11 protein-coding genes are annotated in these 7483 nt (G+C 56.1%); 3 read left to right on the top strand and 8 right to left on the bottom strand.

Annotation, left to right across the window (positions count from 1 at the left end):
* Positions 1-388 (top strand): hypothetical protein (locus tag A3754_RS27895; protein WP_197468713.1); only part of this gene is annotated, 388 nt, incomplete at its 5' end.
* 49 nt (positions 389-437) lie between these two features.
* Here A3754_RS27895 and A3754_RS18490 read toward each other — a convergent pair.
* Entirely contained in the window at positions 438-1175 is a 738-nt protein-coding gene (locus A3754_RS18490; RefSeq protein ID WP_063520876.1) for a DUF4339 domain-containing protein, read from the bottom strand.
* Between the two features lie 75 nt (positions 1176-1250).
* Positions 1251-1478 carry a hypothetical protein gene (locus tag A3754_RS18485; RefSeq protein ID WP_063520875.1) on the bottom strand — a complete coding sequence of 76 codons (228 nt, stop codon included), beginning with the start codon at positions 1476-1478 and terminating at the stop codon, positions 1251-1253.
* 131 nt (positions 1479-1609) lie between these two features.
* Between A3754_RS18485 and A3754_RS18480 the strand changes: the two genes are divergently transcribed.
* Complete coding sequence (locus A3754_RS18480; protein ID WP_063520874.1) at positions 1610-2614, top strand: YafY family protein; 1005 nt, start codon at positions 1610-1612, stop codon at positions 2612-2614.
* Between the two features lie 12 nt (positions 2615-2626).
* On the opposite strand, the gene A3754_RS18475 is transcribed toward A3754_RS18480, so the two are convergent.
* From A3754_RS18475 to A3754_RS18450, 6 genes are all read right to left on the bottom strand, one after another.
* Positions 2627-3511: a hypothetical protein gene (locus A3754_RS18475; protein WP_063520873.1), complete on the bottom strand. Its 885-nt coding sequence runs from the start codon at positions 3509-3511 to the stop codon at positions 2627-2629.
* Between the two features lie 72 nt (positions 3512-3583).
* Positions 3584-4591 carry a YqaJ viral recombinase family protein gene (locus A3754_RS18470; protein ID WP_063520872.1) on the bottom strand — a complete coding sequence of 336 codons (1008 nt, stop codon included), beginning with the start codon at positions 4589-4591 and terminating at the stop codon, positions 3584-3586.
* A gap of 91 nt (positions 4592-4682) precedes the next feature.
* On the bottom strand, positions 4683-5108 hold the full coding sequence (locus A3754_RS18465) for a hypothetical protein (protein WP_063520871.1): 426 nt from the start codon (positions 5106-5108) through the stop codon (positions 4683-4685).
* A gap of 66 nt (positions 5109-5174) precedes the next feature.
* Positions 5175-6143 (bottom strand): DUF932 domain-containing protein, encoded by a 969-nt coding sequence (locus tag A3754_RS18460; protein WP_063520870.1) that lies wholly within the window; start codon positions 6141-6143, stop codon positions 5175-5177.
* Between the two features lie 46 nt (positions 6144-6189).
* Positions 6190-6684 carry a DNA repair protein RadC gene (gene radC / locus A3754_RS18455; protein ID WP_063520869.1) on the bottom strand — a complete coding sequence of 165 codons (495 nt, stop codon included), beginning with the start codon at positions 6682-6684 and terminating at the stop codon, positions 6190-6192.
* Between the two features lie 70 nt (positions 6685-6754).
* Positions 6755-7087 carry a hypothetical protein gene (locus A3754_RS18450; RefSeq protein WP_063520451.1) on the bottom strand — a complete coding sequence of 111 codons (333 nt, stop codon included), beginning with the start codon at positions 7085-7087 and terminating at the stop codon, positions 6755-6757.
* Between the two features lie 204 nt (positions 7088-7291).
* On the opposite strand from A3754_RS18450, the gene A3754_RS18445 reads away from it, so the two are divergent.
* On the top strand, positions 7292-7483 hold a 192-nt coding region (locus tag A3754_RS18445), incomplete at its 3' end, for a hypothetical protein (protein WP_063520868.1).

The raw sequence follows: 7483 nt of genomic DNA, 5'->3' as shown, positions 1-7483 counted from the left end.
TGTTAAAGCCCTTGAGCTAAATCTTCTGGAGTTGGGTGCCTTTGAAGAAGATGACATTGTTGATTTTAATATCAATAAATACATGGACGAGAATAATGGAGGGTCACGCGATTCTGATTTTAGAGAAACACCGGTGTCAGGGTGGATGTATCAATTATCAGCATTTCATGGCCTGAAGAACAGTGATAAGAGTAAGGTCGGCTCTGCCGACAAAGAGGACCATCAAGTTATTCTTGATAAAGATAATCCTGATCAAGAATTGAGTTTAGTTGAAAAAGTAAGAGATCAGATAAGTTCTCTTCGACTGGATTATGGGACTAAGCAATCTGAACGCGATCTGGAAGACTTGGTGTCTACTCGGTCTGCTTTTTTGAGGCTTCTTGCGTAGCTTCCAGTAAGCATTAGCACCCTGGTGTTTCACCAGGGTGCTGTGCTCTTCACTGCTCGGGAATCACAACCGATATCTCATCGGTGCCCACTTCCTCAATAGTGATGAATATCTGCTCACCCGTATCAAGAATAGCGTTGGCGGTGTAAAAGCCGGTGCGGACTTCTTCGTTGATGGTCACCGCTTTGCACTTTTCGTCGCTGTAGTATTGCTCACGGATGATGTCGGTAACGATGGCACAGGCCGTATCAGTAACAACAACTTCATTGGCTCCTACGCTGATTCCAAGTGACAGAATGAATGCCGCAATCCAGCCCCAGAAGTAGTAGCTCTTTTGTTTCAACAGGCTGGCGCGTTTCCACAGATAAACAGGAACAATAAAGATCATCCAGGAGGTTGGTGATTGGTGGCCGGCGGCTTTCAGCTTCCGTTCATCCAGGGAGCAGAGTGCAATGTTGGCCAGTATGTAGAGCCAGATCAGCTCTGTGCCAACCATGATCTCGATGAGGCAGCCGATAATGGGGACAGCGACGACAGCCCAGATGTATTTGTTATCGACATCTGTGCCGGCCAGAGGGGGTGGTGTATTGCTGTCTGCCTGCTGTTGGACGAACAGGCTGGATAGGGCGGTGTTTTCTGCGGCTTGCCAGTCACCCTGGCCACTCCAGACCTTGGTGTCAGGTTTAACGGAGCCGTTACTAACCAGGGCGGAGATTTCGTCAAAGCTGACAGGGCCGATTTGTTTGCCGCTGTTAGCGTAGTACCAGTTCATGGTTTCTTCTGTCATGGTCTATTCCTTATTGTTGACATAGTGATGCCGGCGTCCCCAAGTACGCCGGGTCATGCTGTTAATGGAGGGGTATCAGTTGCATTCCGGTTGATTGGGGAAGCCGCACTGGAAAAGGGTTTCCACATCTTTCTCGTTGCGTTTTTGAATTTTGCTGACGACGGTTTGTTGATCACCGATATAGCCGCCATCGGCGTGATAGCAGTCTCTGTCTACGCAGAGTAGAAGGTGTGCGGGTTTCTCCTCCCCTGCACAGGCGGTTAGCAGGGTGGCTGATGCAAACAGAGTGAGAAGGTATTTCATGGCATTCTCCTTTTTGATTTATCGACTTGGCATGAGTGCCAGAGAGTTAAAGGTTAGAAGTGTTGCGCGACACTAGGTGTCGCAGGGTTGCTGAGACTGGGTAATAAGAATGAGAAAGGGGATAGAAACGTATGGCCGCTGACGCTGCTGTCGATAACAAGTCATTTCGCTTGCTGGCATTGCTGCATGCGCTTCCGGTAGCGCCAAGAAGGATGGAAGCCAAAGAACTTCAGCAGGTGCTACAAAGCGAGGGGTATGTGTGTGATAAGCGCACTGTCGAAAGGGATTTAAACCTACTGCTGGAATCGCAGTTCGGTTACTTGATTGAGTGTGACGATAGAGCTCGTCCTTATGGCTGGAGCATCTGCTCGGATCAATATTTGTCCATCCCCGCCATGGACGAGAAAATGGCGGCGACCTGGTTTCTGGTTGAGCGCTATTTACAACCGTTGATGCCTCGTGATGCCTTGCAGAAGCTCGCTCCTATATTTGATGCGGTGGACGCTTGGTTCAAAAAGCACAAGCCGACAGGAGGGCGTAGCTGGAAAGACAAGGTTGCCTATGTGCCTCGGGGCTTCTCCTTGCAGCAAGCATCGGTTCCTGCAGGGATTGTGGATGCTGTCTATGGCGCGCTTTATCGCAACCGGCAGATGGATATCTGGTACAAGGACAGGAAAAGCCCCAAACGCGTTCACCCTTTGGCTTTAGTGGATCGAGGCGCTGTTCGTTATTTGATCGCCCGTTTCGAGGGTTATGATAACTATCGTCACCTTGCTCTCCACCGTTTGAGTCGGGTCGAAATTTTGGATGACCCGGTGCAGGGCATGCGGGCATTTGATCTCAATAGCTACCTGCGTAATGGCAATATGAATCTCCCTTACGGAGAGCGTATTTCTCTTGAGCTTCTATTTTACGATCAGGCGGGGGACCACCTTTACGAAACCCCGCTCAATCAGAGCCAAAAACTGGCTAAGTATGACGAGGGGGTTATTAAAATGACGGTAGATGTTGAGCATACGGAAGAACTGAAATGGTGGATCCTCGGCTTTGGTGCCAAGGTCGCCGTGCTTGCCCCGGCATCACTCCGTGACGAGATAGAGGCTGAGCTGGAAGCGGCGGTGCTGCGCTATCGGTAGTTGAGGCGGGGGTTATTCGCCCCCGCTCACTTTTGCCGAAAGGGCCTCTTTCAGGCTGGTTGACTGCTTTGAGGCACTGGGGTCCTGGTTGGCCTCATTGCGATAAAACTCCTCCGTAACCTGAAGCCCCTCATCCTCTGAATATTCGAACTGCGCATTCATCAGGCCTGCCTGAGCAACCTTGTCTAATTCGGCCTGATTGATTCCCAGATTCGCCTGAGCCTGGGCTTCTTCCCTGGCATGGATGACAGCCTCTTTCATGGACTGATCGGCCCTCAGCGTCAGATCCACGTAGTAGATCGGCGTCCGGTGGCTTTGGGTGGTGCTCTTGCCGCGTAGCTTCAGCTCCAGGGGCAGGGTAGACAGGTTGCCGCCACTGATGGCGTGGAAGTAGCGCAGTCGTGCGGCCAGGGTGCGAATGCTGTTGTAGCCGGTGGTGCGGAACACAAAGCAGCCCAGCTCATCATCATCGCCAATTTGGACGTACAGCCGACCATAGGGTTTGCACAGCCCATGGCTGCCATAGTCACACAAATCCGGTGACGGGCAGGGCAAGGATTCCAGGCCCTTGTCGGTATGACGTCGGCAAGCTTCCCCATCACCGGCACACAGCGGTCTGCCGCTCTTGCGCTCGAAGAAGGTGTACTCGGCCCGCAGGTTCAGGTCTGGGTCATTGAAGGGCAGGGCGATGGGAATGCTACGCAGCTTGCTGCTCTGGGTTTTCTTGCGCAGGGCCTCATCGAGCGGGTGAGGTAGCCAGCCTTCTTTAGTCTGGATCTGGGTGGTGATGGTGAATTGATCGTCTTTCTCCGGCAGACGCTTGCCGTTCTTCTCCACTACACGGCCAATACTGATGCGGCCGATCACGGGTGGGGTAATCGCGAGTCCTTTGATCATGGGATTCTCCTGATAGCAGACACGGACATGCAGCCGGGCTTGGCCCGGCTGTTATGCCGCTTGAGGTTTGGGTTAGGGATTGGGGCGCACCAGGAAGCGGCGACTGCCCGCCTTGTGCTTGGGGTATTGCTGGAGTAGTTCCGGTTGGTCCCGAAGCAGTGCCTTGGTATCCAGGCCGGTGGAGTCCTTGCTGCGCTTCCAGGTCACAGAGCCCTCGGTGAGGGTGGCCTTGCTGGCTAGCCCCATGGTTTGCTGGATGCGTTGCTTGAGGGTGGATTCCCGCGCGGTCAGTCGGCCCAGGGTGTCACGCAGATCCAGCAGCTCATTGAAGTCGCCTTCCATGGCCGGGTTATCCGTGAGATCCACAGTTTCCCCTTTGTCCTGAGGGTAGAGTGCTTGCAGGGCGTTCCCGGCAGAGTCGGAGCCATCCGGGTCCGGTGGGGTGTCCGCTTCAACCAGTTGCCAGAACTCTCGCTCCAGCTCGTACAGGTGCGCGATCAGCGCCTCATCCCGCTCGATGCGATGAATCTGCAACTCCTGCCCACAGATAAGCACGGCCACATCGGCAGCCTGCTTGCCGGTAACCGCCAGCTGATGCTGCACCTGACACTGGATGTACTCGGGAACCCCGTCTGCCCAGAGCTTGGCCCCGTATTGTCCCGTGGTCTTGCATTCGAGTATCTGCACATCGTTATTACCGACGACAGCGTAATCCAGGTTGGCGAGCATCCAGGGCTTGTCGTCATCGGGGTGCTGCAGCACGGCATTGACGCGCCGAACCTTGTTGCCGGTGATCTTGGCGTAAGCCTCGGCCACCTTCGGCTCCAGCAGGGTGCCCCAGTACAGGGGGGATTGAATGTCATCGGGATCAGGGGCGGGTAGCAGACCATCCCGTCCGGTCTTGATCATCCACAGTTCCAGAGGGGACTGGTACGGGCTGATACCTACCGCCGCAGCGGCATCACTGGCACCGATCCCCTGCTTGCGGATCTTCAGCCAGTCTTCGCGGTTCATGCGTTTGGTGGACACCAGGCGCAGGGCAGGGCGCTGGCCGGGTGAGGTACTTTTCGGTTGTGCCATAAGATGGCTCCAGATAAAGAAAAGCCCCGGCACAGTGGCCGGGGCTGGGGGTAAGGAATGAGAGGTGAATGTGAGTGATGTCTAAATGACATCATGCGGCGCGCCCTGACGACGAGGGCGACTCATCGCCCATCTCGAAGAAGTCATTCACCAGCGCTTCGATATAACGCTCAGCCTGCTTGTTGCTGGGCAGCTGCCCGGTAGTGAGCAGTTGCTCACCCAGCCACTCGCCTAGCTCGCTGACCACTTCGTACTCGAAGATGCCGGGGCGGCCACGGGGCTGATACCAGATGTGGGAGACCGTTTGCCAGAGCGGGTCCAGGTATTCACAGGACGCGATGATCAGCTCGATACAGCCACTGTCCCAGGCTTCCAGTATCCGGCGGGGCCGGCGAGGATCGCCGGGGTGGCACATCAGGCCTTCATGCAGGAACGCGCCCCACACCGCTGATAATTCAGCAGGCATAGGGCGGCAGTCCCATACCGCCAACAGGCGGTAGAGCCATTTCAGGTTCATGGTGTTCTCCAGGTTTCTTTTAAGAGGGTGTAGAGAGAAGGGGGAGATGTAAGCGATCAGGCTGGATCAGGCGACCAGCAGTGAGGTTTGTTCCAGAGCGCGTTGCTTGATCTGAGCGCCCTTGCCGAACCAGGCGGAATCCAGCCGGTTGTCGGTGCTGCGGGCGCGGCGTTCGTGGTCCACGAACTCGGTTACTGCATTGAGCAAGCCATAGGCCGTGCTCTTGGCAGACGGCAACTCCGCGCCGCGACCGGCCCCGTCATAAAGAGACATGGCCTTCTTCATGGCCTGTTCGTTGGGCTTCACCAGCATGTCACCCGATGAGTAGTTCACATCGGTGAAGACCGAGCGCATGACCCTCTCGGCGGTCTTGCGGGTGATCCGACGTTCGCTCAGGGCCTTCAAGTGATACATGAAGTCATCCCAGGCGGAGACGGAGATCCCCAGCTGCTTCTTGACGGCTTGGGCATCGAAGGTGGTGTTGTGGCGGACCTTCACCGCCTGGCCGGCGCCATTGAGGGCTACCGCCAGGGTGTTATTGCACACCACCCGGATGCTGGTGAACTGGGCAGTGGTGGCAAGGGTGCCGTCACAGGCAGTGGCCAGCAGCACATAGCCGTTGGTCTGGTCATTGCCTGCCAAGGAACCCGTTTGCCCGGTGCGGGCCAGCGCCCACAGCTTGCGGCCCCCTTTAAGCACCCCTGCAGTCTCCAGCTCGAAGCCGGATTGTTCAGTGAGATCGCGGTAGAACTCCAGTACCTCACGGGGTTGAACCACCTTGAAGCGGTTACTCACTACTGACAGGGGCTCCTGATTGTCGGAGCGGAACAGCACTTTCTGATCCGGGAAGGATGAGATCTGCCCGAGAGTGCCTGCCTCGCTACTGATAAAGCGCACCGGGGTCTCACGGATCTCCCAATCCATGCCGGCTTCGCGCATCCAGACTTCCAGAGGTTGTTGGTTGGCCAGCTGGTTGCCCAGCCCGTGCCAGGGTGTGCGGCCCACATAGGCCATGTTTTCGACAAGATGTGCCATGGTGAATCTCCAATGAATAATGAGAGGGTGATGAGAAAGGAAGGGGTTAAACCATGCCGCGTTCAGCCAGGCTGACCCACTCGGAACGGGACACCACAAAGTGGTCGAGTACCCGCACATCAATCAGCGCGAGGGCGTCAGACAGGCGCTTGGTGATTTGCTGATCTGCCCGTGAGGGCTCACAGCAGCCGGAGGGGTGGTTGTGGGCAAAGATCACGGCAGCGGCATTGCAGGCCAGGGCCTGCTGCACCACCACACGGGGATACACCGCTGCGCCATCAATGGTGCCGGTGAACAGGGTCTCGAAACTGAGCACCTTGTGTTTGTTGTTGAGGAAGATGGCCGCGAAGACTTCGTTCTTCTCTTGGGCCAGAGCAAGCTGTAGAAACTGTGCGACATCGGTGGGCGCAGTTAGCGCCTCCCGGCTCGTCAGGTCATCCAGCAGGATGGTGGCCGCCGTACTGACAATCTCCTCGGGTTTGACGCAGCCTTGTACGTGGTACAGGCCCTGCTCGTTCTTTACGAAAGTGGGGATATCCATTCAGGCCTCCAAAGGGGCATAAAGAAGCCCGCACAGGGCGGGCTTCAAGAGAGAGGTAAGGGAGCCGGGGTTACTCGGCATCGAGGCGAAAGCTGTGTCCGCAATCCAGGCATTCCAGGTTGTCGAGATAGGTGTCGTCGAGCTTGGCGCCCAGCGCCGCACCCGCTTCACCGCCGGCCACACCTCCCGCCAGTCCACCAAGCACTGCACCGGCGATACCGCCGATGGCAGATCCGGCAGGACCGAAAGCCAGGCCGACAGTCGCACCGACACGAGCCCCGTTAGTGGCCATGGTGATTCCACTGGCGGCACCGGCAACCGTGCCGACAGAGCCACCTACCTTGCGGCCATTCTGCAGGGCGACAACGCGGATGGACCGGCAGGACGGACATTGAATGATCATGAAACCTCCATGAGATGGGGCCAAGAAGGCCATTCCTTCCTGGCTTCATAGAGGTGATATATGCCTGAAAAAATCTGGAATCGTGGGCCGCCAGTTAGGGGTTGGAGCCGTGCTCATACTTTCGGCAGGGGCTTTATATTGGCATTCAGAGCTGAGATACTAACGAGGTATATACGTTGTTAGTATCTTGTCGTGAGGTCGGCCATGAGTAAAGAAGCGGTTTTCACAATGAAGCTGGAGTCTGAACTCCGGGCTGAATTTATTGCTGTGGCAGAAGCGGAGCATCGGCCGGCTTCGCAAATCGTGCGTGAATTGATGCGTGGTTACATTTCGCGGAAGCGGCAGGAGCAGGAATATCAGGATTTTCTGAGGGGTAAGGTGGAAGCCGGTCGGGCT

This window comes from Alcanivorax sp. HI0083, from assembly GCF_001635175.1.
Note: the sequence above shows the minus strand (reverse complement) of the source record. Positions and strands in the feature narration are given on the sequence as shown.